The sequence below is a fragment of the Escherichia sp. KCJ4928 genome (assembly GCF_004352695.1).
GTDB lineage: Bacteria > Pseudomonadota > Gammaproteobacteria > Enterobacterales > Enterobacteriaceae > ECMA0423.
Genome location: NZ_SJWV01000057.1, coordinates 1 through 23,664, shown reverse-complemented (window position 1 = coordinate 23,664; position 23,664 = coordinate 1). Strand labels below are relative to the sequence as shown.

The 23,664-nt window shown below is 50.5% G+C and carries 21 protein-coding genes and 8 pseudogenes; 22 read left to right on the top strand and 7 right to left on the bottom strand.

The window, feature by feature from the left end; all coding sequences use genetic code 11:
• Window positions 1-594 precede the first annotated feature (594 nt).
• The 3 genes from nanC to E0D98_RS11000 all read left to right on the top strand — a co-directional run bounded on the left by nanC (window position 595) and on the right by E0D98_RS11000 (window position 3,482).
• Window positions 595-1,311 carry an N-acetylneuraminic acid outer membrane channel NanC gene (nanC, locus tag E0D98_RS11010; protein ID WP_001295734.1) on the top strand — a complete coding sequence of 239 codons (717 nt, stop codon included), beginning with the start codon at window positions 595-597 and terminating at the stop codon, window positions 1,309-1,311.
• Between the two features lie 19 nt (window positions 1,312-1,330).
• Window positions 1,331-2,437: an N-acetylneuraminate epimerase gene (gene nanM, locus E0D98_RS11005; RefSeq protein ID WP_001298927.1), complete on the top strand. Its 1,107-nt coding sequence runs from the start codon at window positions 1,331-1,333 to the stop codon at window positions 2,435-2,437.
• 64 nt (window positions 2,438-2,501) lie between these two features.
• On the top strand, window positions 2,502-3,482 hold the full coding sequence (locus E0D98_RS11000; RefSeq protein ID WP_000991444.1) for a sialate O-acetylesterase: 981 nt from the start codon (window positions 2,502-2,504) through the stop codon (window positions 3,480-3,482).
• Between the two features lie 67 nt (window positions 3,483-3,549).
• Here E0D98_RS11000 and E0D98_RS28520 read toward each other — a convergent pair.
• Window positions 3,550-3,612, bottom strand: a pseudogene (locus E0D98_RS28520) (HNH endonuclease); the annotation flags it as partial.
• An 81-nt stretch (window positions 3,613-3,693) separates the two neighbouring features.
• Between E0D98_RS28520 and E0D98_RS10995 the strand changes: the two are divergent.
• From E0D98_RS10995 to E0D98_RS10985, 3 genes and pseudogenes are all read left to right on the top strand, one after another.
• Window positions 3,694-4,566 carry a phosphorothioated DNA-binding restriction endonuclease gene (locus E0D98_RS10995; protein WP_000168569.1) on the top strand — a complete coding sequence of 291 codons (873 nt, stop codon included), beginning with the start codon at window positions 3,694-3,696 and terminating at the stop codon, window positions 4,564-4,566.
• Window positions 4,567-4,735: 169 nt separating this feature from the next.
• A pseudogene (locus E0D98_RS10990) lies at window positions 4,736-6,811 on the top strand (AAA family ATPase).
• Window positions 6,804-7,259: pseudogene (locus tag E0D98_RS10985) on the top strand (restriction endonuclease); the annotation flags it as partial. The pseudogenes E0D98_RS10990 and E0D98_RS10985, both read left to right, overlap by 8 nt.
• Here the strand turns inward: E0D98_RS10985 and E0D98_RS10980 are convergent.
• Both E0D98_RS10980 and E0D98_RS28515 read right to left on the bottom strand, forming a co-directional pair.
• Window positions 7,257-7,559: pseudogene (locus E0D98_RS10980) on the bottom strand (integrase); the annotation flags it as partial. The pseudogenes E0D98_RS10985 and E0D98_RS10980 overlap by 3 nt on opposite strands.
• A pseudogene (locus E0D98_RS28515) lies at window positions 7,559-7,765 on the bottom strand (hypothetical protein); the annotation flags it as partial. The pseudogenes E0D98_RS10980 and E0D98_RS28515, both read right to left, overlap by 1 nt.
• On the opposite strand from E0D98_RS28515, the pseudogene E0D98_RS28510 reads away from it, so the two are divergent.
• A pseudogene (locus E0D98_RS28510) lies at window positions 7,706-7,978 on the top strand (phage polarity suppression protein); the annotation flags it as partial. The pseudogenes E0D98_RS28515 and E0D98_RS28510 overlap by 60 nt on opposite strands.
• A gap of 352 nt (window positions 7,979-8,330) precedes the next feature.
• Here E0D98_RS28510 and E0D98_RS10965 read toward each other — a convergent pair.
• Window positions 8,331-9,281, bottom strand: coding sequence for a phage portal protein (locus E0D98_RS10965; protein WP_131890632.1), 951 nt, complete (start codon window positions 9,279-9,281; stop codon window positions 8,331-8,333).
• Here E0D98_RS10965 and E0D98_RS10960 point away from each other — a divergent pair.
• The 4 genes and pseudogenes from E0D98_RS10960 to E0D98_RS10945 form a co-directional block, all read left to right on the top strand.
• Window positions 9,264-10,070: pseudogene (locus tag E0D98_RS10960) on the top strand (baseplate assembly protein); the annotation flags it as partial. The gene E0D98_RS10965 and the pseudogene E0D98_RS10960 overlap by 18 nt on opposite strands.
• Complete coding sequence (locus E0D98_RS10955; protein ID WP_001285340.1) at window positions 10,063-10,674, top strand: phage tail protein I; 612 nt, start codon at window positions 10,063-10,065, stop codon at window positions 10,672-10,674. The pseudogene E0D98_RS10960 and the gene E0D98_RS10955, both read left to right, overlap by 8 nt.
• On the top strand, window positions 10,671-11,888 hold the full coding sequence (locus E0D98_RS10950) for a phage tail protein (protein ID WP_050877222.1): 1,218 nt from the start codon (window positions 10,671-10,673) through the stop codon (window positions 11,886-11,888). The genes E0D98_RS10955 and E0D98_RS10950 overlap by 4 nt, the downstream gene beginning before the upstream one ends.
• A gap of 4 nt (window positions 11,889-11,892) precedes the next feature.
• Entirely contained in the window at window positions 11,893-12,336 is a 444-nt protein-coding gene (locus E0D98_RS10945; RefSeq protein ID WP_001045291.1) for a tail fiber assembly protein, read from the top strand.
• On the opposite strand, the gene E0D98_RS10940 is transcribed toward E0D98_RS10945, so the two are convergent.
• Window positions 12,308-12,901 carry a tail fiber assembly protein gene (locus E0D98_RS10940; protein WP_000805549.1) on the bottom strand — a complete coding sequence of 198 codons (594 nt, stop codon included), beginning with the start codon at window positions 12,899-12,901 and terminating at the stop codon, window positions 12,308-12,310. The genes E0D98_RS10945 and E0D98_RS10940 overlap by 29 nt on opposite strands.
• A pseudogene (locus E0D98_RS10935) lies at window positions 12,901-13,362 on the bottom strand (phage tail protein); the annotation flags it as partial. The pseudogene E0D98_RS10935 and the gene E0D98_RS10940, both read right to left, overlap by 1 nt.
• 63 nt (window positions 13,363-13,425) lie before the next feature.
• On the opposite strand from E0D98_RS10935, the gene E0D98_RS10930 reads away from it, so the two are divergent.
• From E0D98_RS10930 to ogrK, 9 genes are all read left to right on the top strand, one after another.
• Complete coding sequence (locus E0D98_RS10930; RefSeq protein ID WP_050877224.1) at window positions 13,426-14,019, top strand: recombinase family protein; 594 nt, start codon at window positions 13,426-13,428, stop codon at window positions 14,017-14,019.
• A gap of 59 nt (window positions 14,020-14,078) precedes the next feature.
• A complete protein-coding gene (locus E0D98_RS10925) occupies window positions 14,079-15,269 on the top strand; it encodes a phage tail sheath protein (protein WP_050877225.1) in 1,191 nt (396 codons plus the stop codon).
• 12 nt (window positions 15,270-15,281) lie between these two features.
• Window positions 15,282-15,800: a phage major tail tube protein gene (locus E0D98_RS10920; protein WP_001251408.1), complete on the top strand. Its 519-nt coding sequence runs from the start codon at window positions 15,282-15,284 to the stop codon at window positions 15,798-15,800.
• Window positions 15,801-15,856: 56 nt separating this feature from the next.
• Window positions 15,857-16,132: a phage tail assembly protein gene (locus E0D98_RS10915; protein WP_001031303.1), complete on the top strand. Its 276-nt coding sequence runs from the start codon at window positions 15,857-15,859 to the stop codon at window positions 16,130-16,132.
• Window positions 16,129-16,284 (top strand): GpE family phage tail protein, encoded by a 156-nt coding sequence (locus E0D98_RS10910; RefSeq protein ID WP_000143830.1) that lies wholly within the window; start codon window positions 16,129-16,131, stop codon window positions 16,282-16,284. Before E0D98_RS10915 ends, E0D98_RS10910 begins: the two co-directional genes overlap by 4 nt.
• Window positions 16,277-18,724, top strand: coding sequence for a phage tail tape measure protein (locus E0D98_RS10905; RefSeq protein ID WP_050877226.1), 2,448 nt, complete (start codon window positions 16,277-16,279; stop codon window positions 18,722-18,724). Before E0D98_RS10910 ends, E0D98_RS10905 begins: the two co-directional genes overlap by 8 nt.
• Before the next feature lie 14 nt (window positions 18,725-18,738).
• Entirely contained in the window at window positions 18,739-19,218 is a 480-nt protein-coding gene (locus tag E0D98_RS10900) for a phage tail protein (RefSeq protein WP_050877227.1), read from the top strand.
• On the top strand, window positions 19,218-20,381 hold the full coding sequence (locus tag E0D98_RS10895) for a phage late control D family protein (protein WP_050877228.1): 1,164 nt from the start codon (window positions 19,218-19,220) through the stop codon (window positions 20,379-20,381). Before E0D98_RS10900 ends, E0D98_RS10895 begins: the two co-directional genes overlap by 1 nt.
• Before the next feature lie 81 nt (window positions 20,382-20,462).
• Window positions 20,463-20,681 (top strand): prophage transcriptional regulator OgrK, encoded by a 219-nt coding sequence (gene ogrK / locus E0D98_RS10890; RefSeq protein WP_000468308.1) that lies wholly within the window; start codon window positions 20,463-20,465, stop codon window positions 20,679-20,681.
• 50 nt (window positions 20,682-20,731) lie between these two features.
• Here ogrK and E0D98_RS10885 read toward each other — a convergent pair whose 3' ends face one another.
• Window positions 20,732-21,133: a hypothetical protein gene (locus E0D98_RS10885; protein ID WP_050877229.1), complete on the bottom strand. Its 402-nt coding sequence runs from the start codon at window positions 21,131-21,133 to the stop codon at window positions 20,732-20,734.
• A gap of 287 nt (window positions 21,134-21,420) precedes the next feature.
• Here E0D98_RS10885 and fieF point away from each other — a divergent pair, with 287 nt between their 5' ends.
• Window positions 21,421-22,323, top strand: coding sequence for a CDF family cation-efflux transporter FieF (fieF, locus tag E0D98_RS10880; protein WP_001076742.1), 903 nt, complete (start codon window positions 21,421-21,423; stop codon window positions 22,321-22,323).
• 180 nt (window positions 22,324-22,503) lie between these two features.
• Complete coding sequence (gene pfkA / locus E0D98_RS10875) at window positions 22,504-23,466, top strand: 6-phosphofructokinase (RefSeq protein ID WP_000591795.1); 963 nt, start codon at window positions 22,504-22,506, stop codon at window positions 23,464-23,466.
• Window positions 23,467-23,664 lie beyond the last annotated feature (198 nt).

The following is a 23,664-nucleotide window of genomic DNA, read 5'->3' as shown; positions in this document are numbered from 1 at the left end:
ACAGATAATTAAACAACAATCTTTGGTTTGTGAAGGCCTCCGCAAGTGTTCGTCTGGCTTCACATGGCATCTTCTTCTTAGAAAAATATCGACATATTTTGTGACACGAATTGCAAATCTGGTTTTGTTGTATGGATTGCGTGATTTTTGATCTGGTATAACAGGTATAAAGGTGCACCAAGATAGTCAATGAGACAGGGCATCTCGCAATCTATGGCAAACATCACTTCAGTTCTTTCTCATCGGGTGATGAAAACGCACTTCAGTCTGAAAGGAATATGAAAATGAGATCAACAGACATTCTATTTTATGACTCTGGGTAAAATGGATTGAGTAAGTGATATAGCTTACGAACATTCAAATCAATTAAACATCAGAAGAGATTTTATACTCAGGTATTTAATCTGGATCTCTGTTTATTTAAATAATGTGAAAAGAGATTTTTCACAGGAGACATTATACAAAAAAATATAAAATACAGCTACCGGTTGCCAAAGACACTATAAGCCTGGCAAAAAATATTACACAACATAAATGCTAATTGTTTATGCGGGCTTTGTATTGCTTTCTGTATCCTACAAATGAGTGAAATTTATGAAAAAGGCTAAAATACTTTCTGGCGTATTATTACTGTGCTTTTCGTCCCCATTAATTTCTCAGGCTGCGACACTGGACGTACGTGGTGGATATCGTAGTGGAAGCCACGCCTATGAGACTCGACTCAAAGTCAGTGAGGGATGGCAAAATGGATGGTGGGCAAGCATGGAAAGTAATACCTGGAATACCATTCATGATAATAAAAAGGAAAATGCCGCACTCAATGATGTTCAGGTTGAAGTTAATTACGCGATTAAACTTGATGATCAATGGACGGTGCGCCCGGGAATGTTAACGCATTTTAGCAGCAACGGCACACGCTACGGACCCTACGTAAAACTGTCCTGGGACGCGACAAAAGATCTTAATTTTGGCATTCGCTATCGTTACGACTGGAAAGCTTACCGACAACAAGACTTATCCGGTGATATGTCTCGTGATAACGTTCATCGTTGGGATGGATATGTCACTTACCATATTAATAGTGATTTCACCTTCGCATGGCAAACGACGCTATACAGCAAACAGAACGATTATCGCTATGCAAACCATAAGAAATGGGCGACGGAAAATGCATTTGTTCTACAATACCATATGACGCCCGATATTACGCCATACATAGAATATGACTACCTGGACCGTCAGGGTGTTTACAACGGCAGAGATAATTTATCGGAAAACAGTTATCGCATTGGTGTGTCATTTAAACTGTAGTAGACAGGAGACAGTCACAATGAATAAAACAATAACGGCGCTTGCTATCATGATGGCTTCATTTGCCGCAAACGCGTCTGTATTACCTGAAACTCCTGTGCCATTTAAAAGTGGTACCGGAGCAATTGATAACGACACTGTCTACATTGGTTTAGGTAGCGCAGGTACGGCATGGTACAAGCTGGATACACAGGCCAAAGATAAAAAATGGACAGCGTTAGCTGCATTCCCTGGTGGACCAAGAGATCAAGCAACCTCGGCATTTATTGATGGCAATCTGTATGTGTTTGGCGGCATTGGCAAAAATAGCAAGGGCTTGACTCAGGTATTTAATGACGTACACAAATACAACCCCAAAACCAATAGTTGGGTTAAATTGATGTCGCATGCACCGATGGGCATGGCGGGTCATGTGACTTTTGTACACAACGGCAAGGCTTATGTTACTGGCGGTGTTAACCAGAATATCTTCAATGGCTATTTTGAAGATCTCAACGAGGCTGGAAAAGATTCAGCAACTATAGACAAGATCAATGCCCATTATTTTGACAAAAAAGCAGAAGATTATTTCTTCAATAAGTTTCTGTTGTCTTTTGATCCCTCAACACAGCAATGGAGTTACGCTGGCGAATCTCCCTGGTACGGAACGGCTGGTGCGGCGCTTGTGAATAAAGGTGATAAAACCTGGCTTATTAATGGCGAAGCCAAACCAGGATTGCGAACGGATGCCGTATTTGAACTTGATTTCACCGGTAATAATTTAAAATGGAATAAGCTTGCTCCCGTCTCATCACCAGATGGCGTCGCTGGCGGTTTTGCGGGGATAAGCAATGATTCTCTTATATTTGCCGGAGGGGCCGGATTCAAAGGTTCACGAGAAAATTACCAGAACGGTAAGAACTATGCGCATGAAGGCCTAAAAAAATCATATAGCACTGATATTCATCTTTGGCATAACGGGAAATGGGATAAATCGGGTGAATTATCGCAAGGTCGGGCCTACGGAGTATCATTGCCCTGGAATAATAGTCTATTGATTATTGGCGGTGAAACTGCAGGCGGCAAAGCGGTGACGGATTCAGTTTTGATCTCTGTGAAGGATAATAAAGTCACAGTACAAAATTAACGCTTCAGGGCCCCGGTAAAGGGGCCCTGCTATCAATTTGTCATTTCAATTACGCGAAATTTATATGAACGCAATAATATCGCCCGATTATTACTATGTTCTTACCGTTGCTGGTCAGTCTAATGCCATGGCGTATGGCGAAGGACTGCCATTACCGGACAGGGAAGATGCGCCTCATCCCAGAATTAAACAATTAGCGAGATTTGCGCATACGCATCCCGGAGGCCCGTCATGTCACTTTAACGACATTATTCCACTGACTCACTGCCCACACGATGTTCAGGATATGCAGGGTTATCACCATCCTCTGGCAACGAATCATCAAACACAGTACGGCACCGTTGGCCAGGCACTGCATATTGCACGGAAATTACTACCCTTTATTCCTGATAATGCAGGGGTTCTCATCGTTCCATGTTGCCGTGGCGGATCGGCTTTTACCGCGGGCAGCGAAGGGACATATTCAGAACGGCACGGAGCCAGCCATGATGCTTGTCGTTGGGGAACGGATACTCCGCTGTACCAGGATTTAGTCAGCAGAACGCGAGCCGCACTGGCAAAAAATCCGCAGAACAAATTCCTCGGCGTATGCTGGATGCAAGGCGAATTTGACTTAATGACCAGTGACTACGCGTCACACCCTCAACACTTTAATCATATGATTGAAGCCTTTCGTAGGGATCTAAAACAATACCATTCTCAGCTTAATAATATTACTGACGCGCCGTGGTTTTGCGGCGATACCACCTGGTACTGGAAAGAAAATTTCCCTCATGCGTATGAAGTTATTTATGGCAATTATCAAAATAATGTTTTAGCCAATATTATTTTCGTCGACTTCCAGCAACAAGGTGAAAGAGGACTGACGAACGCGCCTGATGAAGACCCGGACGATTTAAGCACGGGATATTACGGTTCAGCGTACCGGTCACCGGAGAACTGGACGACGGCACTGCGAAGCAGTCATTTCAGCGCGGCAGCCCGTCGGGGGATTATTTCTGACAGGTTTGTAGAAGCAATTTTGCAGTTTTGGGGCGAAAAGTGAGCGTTCATTAATTTGATTTATTCGCATCCATCAACGCTTTTAACTCCTCCGGCGTAAACGGTGGTTAGCGTCGGTGCAGCATCGCATGGCAATTAGGGTACACAGGCAGCAAAAAAACAAATGAGATCAAAGTAATATATCTTCACTTGCAGGCTTGAACAGCCGAAAATTTGCGAGCATGATCGCAATTATTTCACTGCCAGGGATATCAATGGCTTCCAGTAAATCGCTACAGCAGGCAATTGCCAATATAAAAATCTGGCACAAGGGTGAACAGCGCGCGCCGCATAAGCCATTGTTATTGCTATACGTATTAGCGGGATACCTGAATGGACATCCACGCCTTTTCGATTATGGATCGGAAATCTACGAACCTCTGCACAGTTTACTGGAACGTTTTGGGCCACAGCGTTCACAGTACCGACCTGATATGCCGTTCTGGCGATTACAAGGCGACGGATTCTGGCAATTACACAATGCCGAGCTTTGCTCAACAGCAGGGAGCAGCCGACAACCGCCAGTGAAGGAACTGAACGAATACCACGTTGCAGGCGGTTTCGATGAACAGCACTACGCCCTGGTAACCGGCAATAAAAAACTCATCAATACTCTGGCGCAACAGATACTCGAAGCGCACTTCACCGAGAGTATTCAGGAAGAAATTGCTGACGAGCTGGGTTTTGATCTCCAGCAAATCCGTAAACAGCGCGACCCTTTATTTCGCAAAAATGTATTACGCGCTTATAACTACCAGTGCGCGATATGTGGCTTTAATATGCGCCACGACGACACCACCGTAGCGTTGGAAGCGGCGCATATAAAATGGAAACAGCAAGGAGGTCCTTGTGAAATTCCTAATGGCCTGGCGCTTTGCGCAATTCACCATAAAGCCTTTGATAAAGGATCGATTGGCCTGGACGAAAATATGCGGGTACTGGTATCAGATGCGGTAAACGGCGGAGGGATCGTTGAGAGATTATTCTGGGATTTTGACGGGAAAACTATTGCGTTGCCGCAGGTGCGTAGAAATTACCCTTATGAGGGGTTTGTGGAGTGGCATCGGAAAGAGGTTTTTAGGGGGTGAGGTTGATAACAGCATTCACCCTACAACCTTACATTGTATTTAAATTAGAGCTGAGTTAACAGATAGTTGTATATATAACAGGCACTTGTCACAACGATTAACTCAATATAGTTAGAATACCTCATATTAATTAAAAAATAAGTAATGTCACAACAGAGGAAAAGTCACGATGACTCTTGTAGATAGTGTCGAAGCAGGTAGGCTAACGATTAGTGAATTGATTGATGCCCTGGCGAAAGATAAAAATTACACAGCTTCCAGATGGTATCAGCGATACCGTGCATTTACGACTTTGCTACAGCAAACCTCAACTTTTGCTGAGCCTGCAACAGATGGTCTGGTCAAACAGCTTTGGTATGAGCGTGACAACGGCATTGCAAGTATTCGCCAGGGCGTTCCATCCTTAGCAGAATATCAGCAAAGCCTGCCACTGCTTAGAGAACTAACTGAACGAATTCGGCAACAGCCGGATGAAGAAACTTACCAATATGTTGGCAATGCACTTCAATAAGCTAAAGAAAACGGACTTCTCAAGCGTATGTATTGGAGTTTGAGAAATCGCGTCTTTGCCGCGTTCTCGCCAGCAAACTACACCAGTACTGTGGATGAGAATGCTTTTAATAAAGCAGCAGAATTCTTAAATCAGCACTTCCATCTCGGTTTGGTACTGACCGGAAATTGGTTACAGAAAAACTATGAATTGAAACAAGCCATACACGCCCAATCTCCTGATACAGATCCTTATTATGTGAATATGGCCATCTGGCATCTCTATGAATTGCTCCGTGAACGCGATAATGAACAAAAGCAGGAGAAAGTAGCTAGCACTACATCCATAACCCGCAGTGAGCCCATCGAGAACAAGATCATCCTACATTCACCAACTAACGTGATCTTCTTTGGCCCCCCTGGCACTGGCAAGACCTTCAGGTTGCAGCAAAAAATGAAAGAGTACACTTCTCATGCTGTTCCCGCTGATCGTGATGCCTGGCTGGATTCTCGCCTTGAATCGTTGAACTGGATGCAGGTTATAACGCTGGTGCTGCTCGATCTTGGGAAACGAGCGAAAGTTCGCCAAATTATTGAACATATGTGGTTTCAACGTAAGGCATTATTAAACGGTCGTAATGGCAATCTATCGAATACTGCCTGGGCAGCTTTGCAATCCTATACAGTTCCCGAGTCGTTAACCGTTGATTATAAGAATCGGCGTGAGCCTGCCGTATTTAACAAAACAGATAACAGCGAATGGTTTCTAGTTGATTCACAGCTCGAGCAAGTGGAGGATTTGGTAGAGCTCTACGCCGAACTTAAACGTGGCCCTAAATCTGCCGAAGCCATCCAGCGTTTTGCGGTGGTTACGTTCCACCAATCTTACGGCTATGAAGAATTTATTGAAGGTATACGCGCTCGCTCTGACGAGAGTGGCAATATCTCTTATCCCATTGAGCCGGGTATCTTTATGCGCCTTTGCCAACGTGCGAATGCCGATCCAGGACATCGCTACGCCATTTTCATTGATGAGATCAATCGCGGTAACATATCCAAGATCTTTGGTGAACTAATCTCACTCATTGAAGTAGACAAGCGTGCAGGCATGCCCAATGCGATGAGCCTGCAACTGGCTTATAGCGGTGATCACTTCAGCGTACCCGGCAATGTCGATATCATCGGAGCCATGAATACAGCGGACCGTTCTTTAGCTCTGATGGACACGGCTTTGCGCCGTCGCTTTGACTTTGTCGAAATGATGCCTGATCTCTCTTTACTGAGTGAAGCTAAGGTGAAAGGCATAGAGCTCGAGTCGTTGTTAGAGAAACTCAATAGCCGCATCGAGGCTCTTTACGATCGTGAACATACGCTGGGGCATGCGTTCTTTATGCCGGTAAAAAATGCACTCGATGCCGGTGATGAAGAAGCTGCGTTTAAACAATTGAAGATCGCATTCCAGAAAAAGATCATTCCGCTTTTACAGGAATACTTTTTCGATGACTGGAACAAGATCCGGTTGGTGCTGGCAGACAATCAAAAGCAAGACGACAACCTGCAATTCGTGATTGAGAAAACCGACGATCTCGATACGCTTTTTGGTAACAACCATGGTTTACGACGCCATGATCAGCAATCAACAGCTTATGAGCTCAAAGATTTCGATCAAGAGATCTGGAATATTCCACAGGCTTATCGTTCAATTTATCAGCCCCAACAGACTCCCCTTGATGAGCAGGCAGTAAATCATGGGTGAAGTTATCTCCGTTTTTGAATATGACCTCTTGGGGAGTGGAAAAGCGGCTTCAGTTGGCGCAAAACCGGTGCCTCCACAGGTCTTTAATTATTTAGAAGCGCTTAGCCTGGCAAGTAATCAAGGGAGCCAGTTCCTCAAACTCACCTCTCGCTCAGGCTTCAAATTGCTTCAGGTTCAAAACTACGCAGGGATGCTTTCAACACCTCACGGTTTCCAGCTTGAGATACTGCCCAAGGTTGGTAAAAACCTCACAGCGGCTAATGCACGTCAAACATTGCTGACGATGCTAAGCCATCTGCCTGGGTTCCGACATATTCAAACCCAGCAAGCCACTCTTCAGGCTCAGCGTATGCCTTTGCTTGAGATTTTTATTAACCAGTTTTTGCATAGCGTCAGCCAATTGCTTAAACAGGGTTTACGCTCCGACTATGTGAGCAAGCAAGGTAATGCGGTTAAGTTCCAGAGCAGCACGATGCTGTCTTTTCGCCGTAGCTACCGCACCAGCAATCTCTTGAGCGGGGTTGTAGTCGATTAATCCACTCTGTACAGCAAAGCGTATAATCGCGGTAGTATGCTGCTGCAAACGAGCAGCGACTTCGAGACGCCCAGACGACTCCACCGCTTTGATGGGGACAAGCAGATCCCGAGTCTTCAGATCAGCAATGTTCCGCTTACCGATAGCAGCAAAGAGATTATCTTCGAGGCTTTTCAATACACGAGCGCTATGCGATGCAGACCACTTCTGATTACGGGGCTGCGTTTGAACAGGTCAGGACGGTCACAGGTAAATTCCCGCAGAAAACGCCCCAGCGGGATGTCTGTGGTGCGCCCGTCGGCGAGGATACGCACAAGGATACTGAATTTACGGCGGTACGGATTCCAGACAATGTCCGGGCACCGGAGCTGATGGGCTACAGTGAGCTGACGGCCATTGCCCGAAACTGTGCCATACAGCGTGCCACAGATGCCCTGCGTGAAGCCCTTCTGTCCTGGCTTGCGAAGGGGGAAAAAATTAATTATTCCGCACAGGATAGCGACATTTTAACGACCATCGGATTCAGGCCTGACGCGGCTTCGGTGGATGACAGCCGTGAAAAATTCACCCCTGCGCAGAACATGATTTTTTCGCGTAAAAGTGCGCAACTGGCATCACGTCAGTCTGTGTAAAATTCCCCGAAAATCCGCCTGTTTTTACTGAAAAAAGCCATGCATCGATAAGGTGCATGGCTTTGCATGCGTTTTCCTGCCTCATTTTCTGCAGACCGCTCCATTCCCGGCACGGCCTGAGCGTGTCAGTGCAACTGCATTAAAACCGCCCCGCAAAGCGGGCGGGCGAGGCGGGGAAAGCACTGCGCGCTGGCGGTGGTGCTGATTTTATTTTTTCAGCGTCTGAGCGCGTCGTGATGGCGTTTAGATTGTGCGCCGGGGCGTTGGTGTGTCTGCGGGGTGTTTTGTGCGGTGATGAGCGTGTGAGGGCGTGATGGCGGGGTGTAAAAAAGCCGCCCGCAGGCGGCGATGTTCAGCCGTTGTCAGTGTCCAGTGAGTAGTTTTTAAAGCGGATGACCTCCTGACCGAGCCAGCCGTTTATCTCGCGGATCCTGTCCTGTAACGGGATAAGCTCATTGCGGACAAAGACCTTTGCCACTTTCTCAATATCACCCAGTGACCCGACGTTCTCCGGCTTGCCGCCCATCAACTGAAAGGGGATGCGGTGCGCGTCCAGCAGGTCTGCGGCACTGGCTTTTTTGATATTAAAAAAATCGTCCTTCGTCGCCACTTCACTGAGCGGGATAATTTTAATGCCGTCGGCTTTCCCCTGCGGGGCATAGAGAAACAGATTTTTAAAGTTATTGCGGCCTTTCGACTTAACCATGTTTTCGCGAAGCATTTCGATATCGTTGCGATCCTGCACGGCATCGGTGACGTACATGATGTATCCGGCATGTGCGCCGTTTTCGTAATACTTGCGGCGGAACAGCGTGGCCGACTCATTCAGCCAGGCAGAGTTAAGGGCGCTGAGATATTCCGGCAGGCCGTACAGCTCCTGATTAATATCCGGCTCCAGCAGGTGAAACACGGAGCCGGGCGCGAAGGCTGTCGGCTCGTTGAAGGACGGCACCCACCAGTAAACATCCTCCTCCACGCCACGGCGGGTATATTTTGCCGGTGAGGTTTCCAGTCTGATGACCTTACCGGTGGTGCTGTAACGCTTTTCCAGAAACGCATTACCGAACACCAGAAAATCCAGCACAAAGCGGCTGAAATCCTGCTGAGAAAGCCACGGGTGCGGGATAAACGTTGAGGCCAGAATATTACGTTTGACGTAAATCGGTGAGCTGTGATGCACGGCAGCACGCAGACTTTTTGCCAGACCGGTAAAGCTGACCGGCGGCTCATACCATCTGCCGTTACTGATGCATTCGACGTAATCCAGAATGTCACGGCGGTCGAGTACCCGGAAGACCAGCAGGAGGCGGTCGCCCGTACCCTGACGCTGGAATCCGAACCTCTCGTCAAACTGCTGGAGGAAAATGCTTATCGTGAGCTTATCTGGCGTCAGCGTGTGAATGAGGCCGCACGGGCGGTGATGCTGGCCTGTGCAGCCGGTAATGACCTTGATGTGATTGGTGCCAATTACAACACCACACGCCTGATTATCACCCCGGCAGATGATTCGACCATCCCGCCGACACCGGCAGTGATGGAATCTGACACCGATTATCGTCTGCGTATTCAGCAGGCGTTTGAAGGTTTAAGCGTTGCCGGGTCGGTGGGAGCCTATCAGTATCATGGTCGCAGTGCCGACGGGCGTGTCGCGGATATCTCTGTCACCAGTCCGTCTCCGGCCTGTGTCACTATCTCCGTGCTGTCCCGCGAAAATAACGGTGTCGCATCCGAAGACCTGCTGGCTGTGGTGCGTAACGCTCTTAATGGCGAGGACGTCAGGCCGGTGGCTGACCGCGTGACCGTGCAGTCTGCCGCCATTGTTGAATATCAGATAAACGCCACGCTTTACCTTTACCCTGGTCCCGAAAGCGAACCCATCCGCGCTGCTGCCGTGAAAAAACTGGAAGCGTATATCACGGCACAGCACCGGCTTGGGCGCGACATCCGTCTGTCTGCCATTTATGCCGCTTTGCATGTGGAAGGCGTGCAGCGTGTCGAGCTGGCCGCACCACTGGCCGACATCGTGCTCAACAGTACGCAGGCGTCTTTCTGTACCGAATACCGCGTCGTGACCGGAGGCTCGGATGAGTGATTCGCGACTGCTGCCGACCGGCTCATCACCGCTTGAAGTTGCCGCCGCAAAAGCCTGTGCGGAAATTGAAAAAACACCGGTCAGTATTCGTGAGCTGTGGAACCCGGACACCTGCCCGGCAAATCTGCTGCCGTGGCTGGCGTGGTCATTTTCGGTTGACCGCTGGGATGATAAGTGGCCGGAAGCGACAAAACGCGCTGTTATCCGCGATGCGTATTTCATTCACTGCCATAAGGGCACTATAGGCGCAATCCGGCGTGTGGTGGAGCCGCTCGGCTATCTGATTGAGGTGAGGGAGTGGTGGCAACTCAACGAGGAGCCGGGGACGTTCCGTATCGTTGTTGGCGTGCTTGAGCAGGGTATTACCGAGGAAATGTATCAGGAGCTGGAGCGCCTCGTTGCTGATGCAAAACCGGCAAGCCGCCATCTGACGGGACTGGCTATCAGTTTAAGTACAACCGGCAACATTTTTGCCGGTGCGGGATGCTATCACGGTGACGCCCTGACGGTTTATCCCTACACCCCGGAGGCCATTATTGTCGGAGGGGATTATTTCCCGGCCTCGGCCATTCATTTAATTGATAACCTGAGAGTAAACGCATGACAGTGAAATACTACGCCATTCTGACTAATCAGGGCGCGGCACGGCTGGCTAACGCGACGATGCTCGGCAGTAAGCTGAATCTGACGCAAATGGCCGTTGGTGATGCAAATGGTGTCTTGCCGACACCAGACCCGGCACAGACAAAACTTATTAACCAGAAACGCATCGCGCCGCTGAATCTTCTGAGTGTTGACCCGAACAACCAGAGCCAGATTATTGCGGAGCAAATCATCCCTGAGAACGAGGGCGGATTCTGGATCCGTGAGATTGGGCTTTATGATGATGAAGGCGTACTCATTGCGGTGGCGAACTGCCCGGAAACGTACAAACCGCAGTTACAGGAAGGCAGTGGTCGTACCCAGACTATCCGCATGATTCTGGTTGTCACGAATACCGAAGCTATCACGCTGAAAATCGATCCGTCGGTGGTACTGGCGACCCGTAAATACGTGGATGATGAAGTCCTGGAATTAAAGCTGTATGTGGATGACCAGATGAGAAACCACATTGCCGCACAGGATCCTCATACCCAGTATGCGCAGAAACATAATCCGACATTTACCGGAGAACCAAAAGCGCCGACGCCTGCCGCAGGAAATAACACCACGCGGATTGCGACCACTGAGTTTGTACAGGCCGCTATTACCGCTCTGATTAACGGTGCCCCTGACACGCTGGACACACTGAAAGAAATTGCCGCAGCCATTAACAATGACCCGAAATTCAGTACCACCATTAACAATGCGCTGTCAGGTAAGCAGCCACTGGATGAGACGCTGACTCATTTGAGTGGAAAGGATGTTGCCGGTCTTCTCGCATACCTTGGTTTGGGAGAAGCGGCAACGAGGAACGTCGGAACGGATACCGGGCAAGTACCAGATATGAGTAGTTTTACAACGGGGCACTCTGGAGCAGCAGACTGGCCGAATACTAAATCTGGATGGAGTAAGGGGCCGGATGGGGTAATTACACAATGGGGTATTTTCGGTTTCCCCGTTGGACAGACAGGGACGAATGTTGTTTTCCCGCTACCTTTCCCCGCGCGGGTCGAATCAATTACACTGACAATGGCAGATATCCAGGAGTCTCTGCTTTCTCCAGCAACCATGCCTGCTTATGGAGTTAACTCAACTGGTACTTCAAGAACGGGTTTTACAGCCCGTATGTCAGGCGTCGGTGGGTTTAATCTTTGCTATATAGCGAAAGGGAGATAACAGAATGAATAAAGTTAAAAGTGTTTACAGCCCGTCCGAAAATGCAATCTACAACGCAGCGCTATATGAAAGTTATATCAAGGAGGGGACATGGCCGCAGGATGGTATTGAAATCAGCGATGAGGATGCTGTCAGATTTAATGGGGGAAATAAGCCAACAGGAAAAATGCTGGGAATGGTTTCAGGGACCCTTGCATGGGTTGATGAGCCGCCGCTTTCACCAGAACAGAAAATATCAGATGCAGAAAACATGAAAGCCACATTTCGTGCAAAAGCTGACAGTGAAATATCCTGGCGTCAGGATGCTGTTGATGCTGGTATCGCAACTGATGAAGAAACTTCAACTCTCACCCAATGGAAGAAATACCGTGTGCTGCTGATGCGTGTTGATACGTCAACAGCACCCGATATTGAATGGCCTACGCCTCCGGCAGCTCAGGCCAGATGACATCCGGCGCGGTGCTGGTATCTGTTACCGTCACCGCGTCAATGTAATCCAGCACGGCGTTAAGTCGGGTTGTTTCTGCCTGCGTCAGCTTCCGTCCGGCCTGTAATTTCAGTTGAATCAGACTGATGGAAGCCATTGCAGCATCAATCAGCGACTGGCGCTGTGCTTCTGCTGCGTCTACTGCGGCACTATGCTGTGCCTCAGTATCTGTCACCCATTTCTCACCATCCCATTTATCGTATGGCGTTAACGGTGAAAGCGTGACATAACCGTCTTTGATGGCACCGATATAATCCACTGTAACAGCTGCGCCATTTTCGATTGAGTAAACAGTCTCATTGCGGTGGTCTTCTTCATGGCTCCATCCCTTACCCGTAAATACTGCCACTTTCCCCGGAATGTATTCGCCCGGGTCAATACCAGTGGAACAGGCGGGCATACTTACGCCAGTATTAATATATTCATCAGACCAGCCCGTATACTCAGATGTTTCAGCATCATAATAAAAACAACGCATATCGCCCGGCACTGTAGCCAGCCCATTTTCATCAAAAACAGGTTTCATTATTTAGCCCTCACCAGAAAGTTAAATGCAATATTTCGCGGTCTGACAGCAACAAAATTCACACCATCACCCACAGAGTTACTGGTGAAATTAAATCGTGAAAATCCTGGCTGATTTCCGGCGATGCCATCATGAAAGTTAATTGCGTGTCCCGCACCTTCGCCTATATTCCCGGCAAACTGAGAAAAGTTTGTAGCTGCCTGCCAGCTTAATAATTCGCGACCACCGTCTGCACCTCGCCCGTCATCCCAGATACGAATGAAATCACCGCGGGCTTCAGGTAATACCAGCGAAGGAAATACTTTCGCCAGCACAGGATAATCAGTGGCAGAGAATTTCGCGCCGTTGAACTTCAAAAACACCATACTGGACCAGCTGTCGATTACGGTATCTGGCATTGCGGCGGACGGCCAGAAGAACGGAACGCCAATAGCTGGAGCACCTTCTCCCAAACCAACGTTTATGAAAATGCAGAGATAATGGCTAACTGGCATCATCCCCGGTTTTTATTCAGGGGGTTGATCATGCTTATTGGCTATGTACGCGTGTCAACAAATGACCAGAACACCGATTTGCAACGTAGTGCGCTGAACTGCGCGGGATGTGAGCGGATTTTTGAGGATAAAATCAGCGGCACTAAGTCCGACAGACCGGGGCTGAAAAAACTGCTCAGGACACTATCGGCAGGAGACACGCTGGTAGTCTGGAAGCTGGACAGGCTGGGGCGTAGTATGCGGCATCTGGTCATTCTGGTTGAGGAGCTGCGCGAACGCGGCGTTAATTTTCGCAGCCTGACAGATGCTATTGATACCAGCACGCCGATGGGGCGTTTTTTCTTTCATGTGATGGGTGCCCTGGCTGAAATGGAGCGAGAACTCATTGTCGAGCGGACACGCGCCGGACTGGAAGCGGCCAGAGCCAAAGGGCGTATTGGTGGCAGACGTCCGAAGCTCACCGCGAGTGAGTGGGAACAGGCAGGACGGTTGCTGGCTGCGGGTGAATCACGTCAACGCGTGGCGCTGATTCTTGATATTGGCCTGTCCACGCTCTATAAAAAATTCCCCTCATCAGCGGCAAAGAATAAATTGTGTCATCCCTTAGCCAACCGGGACAAATAGCCTGACATCTCCGGCACAACTGAAAATAACACTCACCCATTAACCACGGAGTTAAACGGATGAGTGACTATCATCACGGCGTGCAGGTGCTGGAGATTAACGACGGCACCCGCGTCATTTCCACCGTATCCACCGCCATTGTTGGCATGGTCTGCACGGCCAGCGATGCGGATGCGGAAACCTTCCCCGTCAATAAACCGGTGCTGATCACCAATGTGCAGAGCGCGATTGCAAAGGCCGGTAAAAAAGGCACGCTGGCGGCATCGTTGCAGGCCATCGCTGACCAGTCAAAACCGGTCACCGTTGTCGTGCGCGTGGAAGACGGAACCGGCGACGACGAAGAAACGAAACTCGCGCAGACCGTTTCCAATATCATTGGCACCACCGACGAAAACGGTCAGTACACCGGACTGAAAGCCCTGCTGGCGGCGGAGTCGGTAACCGGTGTTAAACCGCGTATTCTCGGTGTGCCGGGACTGGACACCAAAGAGGTGGCTGTTGCACTGGCATCCGTCTGTCAGAAGCTGCGCGCTTTCGGATATATCAGCGCGTGGGGCTGTAAGACTATTTCCGAGGTGAAAGCCTACCGCCAGAATTTCAGCCAGCGTGAGCTGATGGTCATCTGGCCGGATTTCCTCGCATGGGATACGGTCACCAGTACCACCGCCACCGCGTATGCCACCGCCCGTGCACTGGGGCTGCGTGCCAAAATCGACCAGGAGCAGGGCTGGCATAAAACGCTGTCCAATGTCGGGGTGAACGGTGTTACCGGCATCAGCGCATCTGTATTCTGGGATTTGCAGGAGTCCGGTACCGATGCTGACCTGCTTAACGAGTCAGGCGTCACTACGCTGATTCGCCGCGACGGTTTCCGCTTCTGGGGTAACCGTACCTGCTCTGATGACCCGCTGTTCCTCTTTGAAAACTACACCCGCACCGCGCAGGTGCTGGCCGACACGATGGCTGAGGCGCACATGTGGGCGGTGGACAAGCCCATCACCGCAACGCTGATTCGCGACATCGTTGATGGCATCAATGCCAAATTCCGAGAGCTGAAAACAAACGGCTATATCGTGGATGGCACATGCTGGTTCAGCGAAGAATCCAACGATGCGGAAACCCTCAAGGCCGGAAAACTGTATATCGATTACGACTATACACCGGTGCCTCCTCTCGAAAACCTGACCCTGCGCCAGCGTATTACCGATAAATACCTGGCAAATCTGGTCACCTCGGTTAACAGCAATTAAGGAGCCTGACCGATGGCAATGCCGCGCAAACTCAAGTTAATGAACGTCTTTCTGAACGGCTACAGCTATCAGGGCGTTGCAAAGTCCGTCACGCTGCCAAAACTGACCCGTAAGCTCGAAAACTATCGCGGTGCGGGAATGAACGGCAGCGCACCGGTAGACCTCGGCCTTGATGACGATGCGCTGTCAATGGAGTGGTCGCTCGGGGGCTTCCCGGATTCGGTTATCTGGGAGCTTTACGCCGCAACCGGTGTGGATGCTGTGCCGATTCGTTTTGCAGGCTCTTACCAGCGTGACGATACCGGCGAAACGGTGGCCGTCGAAGTGGTCATGCGTGGCCGTCAGAAAGAAATCGACACCGGCGAGGGTAAACAGGGAGAAGACACCGAGTCGAAAATCTCCGTGGTCTGCACCTATTTCCGGCTGACGATGGACGGTAAGGAGCTGGTCGAAATCGACACCATCAACATGATTGAGAAGGTGAACGGCGTCGACCGGCTGGAGCAACACCGCCGTAATATCGGCCTGTGATTTTCATCCGGTCAGCCAGGCTGACCGGTTAACCCTGATTCAGAAGTGAGAAAACCATGAACAAAGAAAATGTGATTACCCTGGACAATCCGGTCAAGCGTGGTGAGCAGGTCATCGAACAGGTCACGCTGATGAAACCCAATGCCGGGACGCTGCGCGGTGTCAGTCTGGCTGCGGTCGCGAACTCCGAAGTCGATGCACTGATTAAGGTGCTGCCGCGCATGACGGCACCGATGCTGACCGAGCAGGAAGTCGCCGCACTGGAACTGCCTGACCTTGTGGCGCTGGCCGGTAAGGTGGTCGGTTTTTTGTCGCCGAACTCGGTGCAGTGACGTTCCCGAAAAATCTCTCGGTCGATGACCTGATGGCGGATGTGGCAGTGATATTTCACTGGCCGCCATCAGAACTGTATCCCATGAGCCTGACCGAACTCATCACATGGCGCGAAAAGGCGCTCCGGCGAAGCGGAAACACGAATGAGTAACAATGTAAAATTACAGGTATTGCTCAGGGCTGTTGACCAGGCATCCCGCCCGTTTAAATCCATCCGTACAGCGAGCAAGTCGCTGTCGGGGGATATCCGGGAAACACAAAAATCACTGCGCGAGCTGAACGGTCAGGCATCCCGTATTGAGGGATTTCGCAATACCAGTGCACAGCTCGCCGTGACTGGTCATGCACTTGAAAAGGCTCGGCAGGAAGCCGAAGCCCTTGCCACACAGTTTAAAAACACCGAACGTCCGACCCGTGCTCAGGCGAAAGTGCTGGAATCAGCAAAGCGAGCGGCGGAGGACTTACAGGCGAAATATAACCGCCTGACGGATTCCGTTAAACGCCAGCAGCGGGAACTGGCCGCTGTGGGAATTAATACCCGCAATCTTGCACATGATGAGCAGGGGCTGAAAAACCGTATCAGTGAAACCACTGCCCAGCTTAACCGGCAGCGTGACGCGCTGGCGCGTGTCAGTGCGCAACAGGCAAAACTTAACGCAGTCAAACAGCGTTATCAGGCCGGCAAGGAACTGGCCGGAAATATGGCCTCAGTGGGCGCTGCCGGTGTGGGGATTGCGGCGGCGGGAACGATGGCCGGAGTTAAGCTGCTGATACCCGGTTATGAGTTTGCGCAGAAAAACTCAGAATTACAGGCTGTGCTCGGAGTGGCAAAAGACTCCGCCGAAATGGCCGCGCTCCGCAAACAGGCGCGCCAGCTCGGCGACAACACCGCCGCCTCGGCGGATGATGCAGCCGGTGCGCAGATTATCATTGCAAAAGCCGGTGGGGATGTTGATGCCATTCAGGCGGCAACGCCGGTCACGCTGAATATGGCGCTGGCGAACCGTCGCACGATGGAGGAAAACGCCGCCCTGTTGATGGGGATGAAATCCGCCTTTCAGCTTTCAAACGATAAGGTCGCTCATATCGGGGATGTTCTCTCCATGACGATGAACAAAACCGCCGCCGATTTTGACGGCATGAGCGATGCGCTGACCTATGCCGCACCTGTGGCAAAAAATGCCGGTGTCAGCATTGAAGAAACCGCCGCAATGGTCGGGGCACTGCATGATGCAAAAATTACCGGTTCAATGGCGGGGACGGGAAGCCGTGCCGTGTTAAGCCGCCTGCAGGCACCGACGGGAAAAGCATGGGATGCACTCAAAGAGCTTGGAGTGAAAACCTCAGACAGCAAAGGAAACACCCGGCCAATATTTACCATTCTGAAAGAAATGCAGGCCAGTTTTGAGAAAAACCGGCTCGGTACTGCCCAGCAGGCTGAATACATGAAAACCATTTTCGGGGAGGAGGCCAGTTCAGCCGCCGCCGTGCTGATGACTGCCGCCTCAACCGGAAAGCTGGACAAACTGACCGCTGCGTTTAAAGCCTCAGACGGTAAAACGGAAGAGCTGGTTAAAATCATGCAGGATAACCTCGGAGGCGACTTTAAGGAGTTTCAGTCCGCTTATGAGGCGGTGGGGACTGACCTGTTTGACCAGCAGGAAGGCGCACTGCGTAAGCTCACACAGACGGCCACAAAGTATGTGTTAAAACTCGACGGCTGGATCCAGAAAAACAAATCACTGGCGTCAACCATCGGCCTCATTGTCGGTGGCGCACTGGCGCTGACTGGCGTCATCGGTGCCATTGGCCTCGTAGCCTGGCCGGTTATCACCGGCATCAATGCCATCATCGCGGCAGCAGGCGCAATGGGTGCAATCTTCACGACGGTTGGCAGTGCTGTTATGACGGCCATCGGGGCGATTAGCTGGCCGGTTGTTGCCGTGGTGGCCGCCATTGTCGCCGGGGCGTTGCTTATTCGTAAATACTGGGAGCCTGTCAGCGCATTCTTTGGCGGTGTGGTGGAAGGGCTGAAAGCGGCATTTGCGCCGGTGGGGGAACTGTTCACGCCACTTAAGCCGGTGTTTGACTGGCTGGGCGAAAAGTTACAGGCCGCGTGGCAGTGGTTTAAAAACCTGATTGCCCCGGTCAAAGCCACCCGGGACACCCTGAACCGTTGCCGTGATACGGGCGTCATGTTCGGGCAGGCACTGGCTGACGCGTTGATGCTGCCGCTTAATGCGTTCAACAAACTGCGCAGTGGTATTGACTGGGTACTGGAAAAACTCGGTGTTATCAACAAAGAGTCAGACACACTTGACCAGACCGCAGCCAGAACTCATGCCGCCACGTATGGCACCGGTGGTTATATTCCGGCGACCAGCTCTTATGCGGGGTATCAGGCTTATCAGCCGGTTACGGCACCGGCTGGCCGCTCTTATGTGGACCAGAGTAAAAACGAATATCACATTAACCTGACGGGTGGTACTGCGCCGGGAACACAGCTTGACCGCCAGTTACAGGATGCGCTCGAAAAATACGAGCGGGATAAACGTGCGCGCGCCCGTGCCAGCATGATGCATGACGGTTAAGGAGGTGACGAAAAATGATGCTCGCGTTAGGTATGTTTGTTTTTATGCGCCAGACGCTGCCACACCAGACCATGCAGCGTGAATCAGATTATCGCTGGCCGTCAAATTCCCGTATCGGTAAACGGGATGCCTACCAGTTTCTCGGTGTTGGCGAGGAAAACATGACGCTTGCCGGTGTGCTTTATCCCGAACTGACCGGCGGCAAGCTGACGATGACCACGCTCAGACTGATGGCTGAGGAAGGCCGGGCGTGGCCGTTGCTGGATGGCACCGGCATGATTTACGGCATGTATGTCATCAGCAGGGTGAGTGAAACAGGGAGTATTTTCTTTGCAGACGGCACACCCCGGAAAATTGATTTTACGCTGTCGCTCACCCGCGTTGATGAATCACTGGCCGCGCTTTATGGCGATATCGGTAAACAGGCGGAGTCGCTCATCGGTAAGGCTGGCAGTATGGAGACCAGATTCACGGGTATGACGGGGGCGGGATAATGCTGGATACGCTGACATTTGATGCAGGCAGTACGCTGACGCCGGATTACATGCTGATGCTCGACAGCAGGGATATTACCGGCAATATCAGCGACCGTCTGATGAGCATGACCCTGACGGATAACCGGGGCTTTGAGGCTGACCAGCTTGATATTGAACTGAACGATGCCGACGGGCAGGTCGGGCTGCCGGTTCGTGGCGCTGTCCTGACGGTGTATATCGGCTGGAAAGGTTTTGCCCTGGTATGCAAAGGGAAATTTACCGTTGATGAGGTTGAACACCGGGGCGCGCCGGATGTGGTCACCATCCGTGCCCGGAGTGCAGATTTTCGCGGGACGCTCAATTCCCGCCGGGAAGGCTCATGGCATGACACCACGCTCGGTGCGATTGTTGAGGCGATAGCCTCCCGTAACAGGCTGGAAGCCAGTGTCGCTCCGTCACTGGCCGGAATTAAAATCCCGCACATCGACCAGTCGCAGGAGTCTGATGCGAAATTTCTGACCCGTCTTGCAGAACGCAACGGCGGTGAGGTGTCGGTAAAAATGGGAAAACTGCTGTTTCTCAAAGCGGGGCTGGGGGTGACGGCCAGCGGTAAAAAAATCCCGCAGATTACCATCACCCGCAGCGACGGCGACCGTCATCATTTTGCGATTGCTGACCGTGGAGCCTATACCGGCGTAACGGCAAAGTGGTTACACACCAAAGACCCGAAGTCACAAAAGCAGAAGGTAAAACTGAAACGCAAAAAGAAAGAGAAACACCTGCGCGCACTGGAGCACCCGAAAGCGAAACCAGTCACGCAGAAGAAAGCGCCAAAAGTACCGGAAGCGCGCGAAGGTGAATACATGGCCGGTGAGGCTGACAACGTTTTTGCCCTGACCACGGTATATGCCACGAAAGCGCAGGCCATGCGCGCCGCTCAGGCGAAGTGGGATAAGCTGCAACGGGGCGTTGCGGAGTTCTCCATCAGTCTGGCTACTGGTCGGGCAGATATTTACACGGAAACGCCGGTCAGAGTGTCAGGCTTTAAGCGCGTCATAGACGAGCAGGACTGGACAATCACTAAGGTGACACATTTTCTGAATAATAGCGGCTTCACGACGTCCTTGGAGCTTGAGGTCAGGCTTTCTGATGTGGAGTACGAAACAGAAGATGATGAGTGATGTTTTTGTTTTATCTGTTTGTTTTATAAGGATAAATTAACTAAAATGGCACCATCAACAAAACCGGAAGAGGTGCTCGCGATGTTTCATTGTCCTTTATGCCAGCATGCCGCACATGCGCGTACAAGTCGCTATATCACTGACACGACAAAAGAGCGTTATCACCAGTGTCAGAACGTGAATTGCAGCGCCACGTTCATCACCTATGAGTCGGTACAGCGATACATTGTGAAGCCGGGAGAAGTCCACGCCGTAAGGCCGCACCCGTTGCCGTCAGGGCAGCAAATTATGTGGATGTAATTACAAACAGAAGCCCCTCAGTCGAGGGGCTTTCAACTTTGTTTAGGAGCTTATTTCCCTGTGTAAAGACGTGTTTGGGATGAAAGTAACACTTGCCCCTGTTTAGGCGTCAACGAACCTATTTCATTGCATGTTTTTAATGGTTCGGAAAAAACATAACCGATGGATTTATATTGATTAACTATGCTTATTTCTTTGATTTTTTTGAGATATGAAACAGGCGTGTCTTTTGTCCAGACTGGTGTGCATACACCCGTCATAATCAGGTTGTTGTAGGCGTCAGGAGAGATTTCTTTGCCAGGAAGCACCACCGTAAGCGAGTTGTTTTTATTCGTGATTTCTAGGGGTTGCCATGGTTTAAGCTGCTTTTGAAGGGTTTTAATATCACTCGCGTTTGCGTTGAGTGAAATTATTAAGGTGGCTATTGCCATCACTGATTTAAGAGTTGCCATAGAAAATCCCTAATAAACATTTGGTTGAGTAAAATTCATACCTCCAAAAAGAGGAAAAATAAAGCCCCATGTGCTTAGGGGCTTTCAGTAGTCGATGTGGACGCTATGTGGACAGCGTTTGATATAAATCCATTTATATCATCAGGTTAGGTGCATTTTTGTGACACCATCCCTGTCTTCCCCCACATGATGTGGGGGTTTTTTTTATCCTCAATTTGCCTGCTGCTTAATGCATTGCAGATGATTTGCTTCCGTTATACTAGCGTCAGTTGATAGCGGGAGTATTTATGAATCAATCTTATGGACGGCTGGTCAGTCGGGCGGCGATTGCTGCGACGGCGATGGCTTCGTTGCTATTGCTGATTAAAATTTTTGCATGGTGGTATACCGGGTCGGTGAGTATTCTCGCCGCGCTGGTGGATTCGCTGGTGGATATCGGCGCGTCGTTGACGAATTTACTGGTGGTGCGATATTCCCTGCAACCTGCCGACGATAATCACTCGTTTGGTCACGGTAAAGCAGAGTCCCTCGCGGCGCTGGCGCAAAGTATGTTTATCTCCGGTTCGGCACTATTCCTGTTTTTGACGGGTATTCAACATCTGATATCTCCAACACCGATGACAGATCCAGGCGTCGGGGTTATCGTGACAATTGTGGCGCTAATTTGTACGATTATCCTTGTCTCGTTTCAGCGTTGGGTGGTGCGGCGGACGCAAAGCCAGGCGGTGCGGGCTGATATGCTACATTACCAGTCTGATGTTATGATGAACGGCGCAATTCTGCTGGCGCTGGGGTTGTCCTGGTACGGCTGGCATCGCGCCGATGCTCTGTTTGCATTGGGAATCGGCATCTATATTTTATATAGCGCGTTACGCATGGGATATGAGGCGGTACAGTCATTACTGGATCGCGCATTGCCTGATGAGGAACGGCAAGAAATTATTGATATCGTGACTTCCTGGCCGGGTGTTAGCGGCGCTCACGATCTTCGCACGCGGCAGTCAGGGCCGACCCGCTTTATTCAGATTCATTTGGAAATGGAAGACTCTCTGCCTTTGGTTCAGGCACATATGGTGGCGGATCAGGTAGAGCAGGCTATTTTACGGCGTTTTCCGGGATCGGATGTAATTATCCATCAGGACCCCTGTTCCGTCGTACCCAGGGAGGGTAAACGGTCTATGCTTTCATAATCAGTATAAAAGAGAGCCAGACCCGCATTTTGTGTATAAAATACCGCCATTTGGCCTGACCTGAATCAATTCAGCAGGAAGTGATTGTTATACTATTTGCACATTCGTTGGATCACTTCGATGTGCAAGAAGACTTCCGGCAACAGATTTTATTTTGCATTCCAAAGTTCAGAGGTAGTCATGATTAAGAAAATCGGTGTGTTGACAAGCGGCGGTGATGCGCCAGGCATGAACGCCGCAATTCGCGGGGTTGTTCGTTCTGCGCTGACAGAAGGTCTGGAAGTAATGGGCATTTATGACGGCTATCTGGGTCTGTATGAAGACCGTATGGTACAGCTAGACCGTTACAGCGTTTCTGACATGATCAACCGTGGTGGTACGTTCCTCGGTTCTGCGCGTTTCCCGGAATTCCGCGACGAGAACATCCGCGCCGTGGCTATCGAAAACCTGAAAAAACGTGGTATCGACGCGCTGGTGGTTATCGGCGGTGACGGTTCCTACATGGGTGCAATGCGTCTGACCGAAATGGGCTTCCCGTGCATCGGTCTGCCGGGCACTATCGACAACGACATCAAAGGCACTGACTACACTATCGGTTTCTTCACTGCGCTGAGCACCGTTGTAGAAGCGATCGACCGTCTGCGTGACACCTCTTCTTCTCACCAGCGTATTTCCGTGGTGGAAGTGATGGGCCGTTATTGTGGCGATCTGACCCTGGCTGCGGCCATTGCCGGTGGCTGTGAATTCGTTGTGGTTCCGGAAGTTGAATTCAGCCGTGAAGACCTGGTAAACGAAATCAAAGCGGGTATCGCGAAAGGTAAAAAACACGCGATCGTGGCGATTACCGAACATATGTGTGATGTTGACGAACTGGCGCATTTCATCGAGAAAGAAACCGGTCGTGAAACCCGCGCAACTGTGCTGGGCCACATCCAGCGCGGTGGTTCTCCGGTGCCTTACGACCGTATTCTGGCTTCCCGTATGGGCGCTTACGCTATCGATCTGCTGCTGGCAGGTTACGGCGGTCGTTGCGTAGGTATCCAGAACGAACAGTTGGTTCACCACGACATCATCGACGCTATCGAAAACATGAAGCGTCCGTTCAAAGGCGACTGGCTGGACTGCGCGAAAAAACTGTATTAATGATTTCGGAAAAAGGCAGATTCATTTAGCCTGAAACCGATGACAGAAGCAAAAATGCCTGATGCGCTTCGCTTATCAGGCCTTGTATTATCCCTCCAGTGCAGAGAAAATCGGCCAGTTTTCTCTGCCTGCAGTCCGCATGCCGTATCGGGCCTTGGGTTCTAACCTGTTGCGTAGATTTATGCAGCGGACTGCCTT